Source organism: Xanthomonas sp. SHU 308, from assembly GCF_000364645.1.
GTDB lineage: Bacteria > Pseudomonadota > Gammaproteobacteria > Xanthomonadales > Xanthomonadaceae > Xanthomonas_A > Xanthomonas_A sontii.
In genome coordinates this window covers 1-949 of sequence record NZ_AQOK01000574.1, presented here as the reverse complement: position 1 = coordinate 949, position 949 = coordinate 1, and the positions used below count along the sequence as shown (strand labels likewise).

1 protein-coding gene is annotated in these 949 nt (G+C 75.6%); it reads right to left on the bottom strand.

The window, feature by feature from the left end; translation table 11 throughout:
- The coding region (locus D588_RS0116740) for a histidine-type phosphatase (protein ID WP_017916797.1) at positions 1-864 on the bottom strand (864 nt) is incomplete at its 3' end.
- Positions 865-949: the final 85 nt, after the last annotated feature.

Genomic DNA, 949 nt, shown 5'->3' with positions numbered 1-949 from the left:
GGCCATGCGCGCCACCGCCGGCGCGCGCAGGCGCAGCGCGAACTCGGCCTGGTGCGGGGCGAAGGCGCGCAGCAGGCTGGCCTCGTCGACGCCGCGCCAGCCCAGCACGGTGAAGTCCTGGCCGTCGGCCCAGGCCATCAGCAGGCTCTCGCTGAGGCCGGAGGCGGCCGCGGCCGGGCCTTCGATGCCAGGGATTGCGTCGTCGGTATCGCCCAGCCGCGCCGGCACCGCATCCAGGCGCAGCTTGCCGCTGCCGGCGTCGGCCGGGCAGGGCCGTTGCGCGCACTGCAGCAGCAGTTGCTGCAGGCTGTCGATGGCATCGGCCTGGGCCGCGTTCCAGGCCTGCGCATCGCCGCCGATGCGGCCGGCGATGGCCGCGCGCATCTGCGCCGCCGCGGAGGGAGTGTGCAGGGCGGGCGCGCCGTCGAACAGCGGATCGGAGGCATCGTCGGCGACGCTGTGCACCGGGTTGGCGCAGCCCGGGGTCAGCGTGCTGGCCAGCGCCTGTGCCGAGGCGAGGGTGCGCTGGGTGCGGTTGGCCCAGTAGTACGCGGCCGCGCAGCCGTCGCCGGCGAACAGCCCCAGCGGTGCGTAGCGGGCGCGGTAGTAGGCGCCGAACAAGCGTTCCAGCGCCGCGCCGTTCGCGGTGAGATACCCGGCGGGCACCGCGAAGCGCGGCCAGGGGCGCGCCGAGTAACGCTCCAGTTGCTCCGCGCTGGACATCGCCGCGCGCACGCCGTGGCGCTTGAGGATGACGACTTTTTCCAGGGTCTCCGTCGCGGCCGTTTGCGCGCGTGCGGCGGTGCAGGCCAGTGGCGCGAAGGCGAACAGGACGAGGGTGGCGAGGCGCGGCAGCGATGGCATCGGCAAGCTCCAGGCAGAGGCGGTGCGCCGCGCGCGGCGGCGGGCGGCGCACGGTGCAGTGGCGGGCGACCGCGGCGATGCAGGC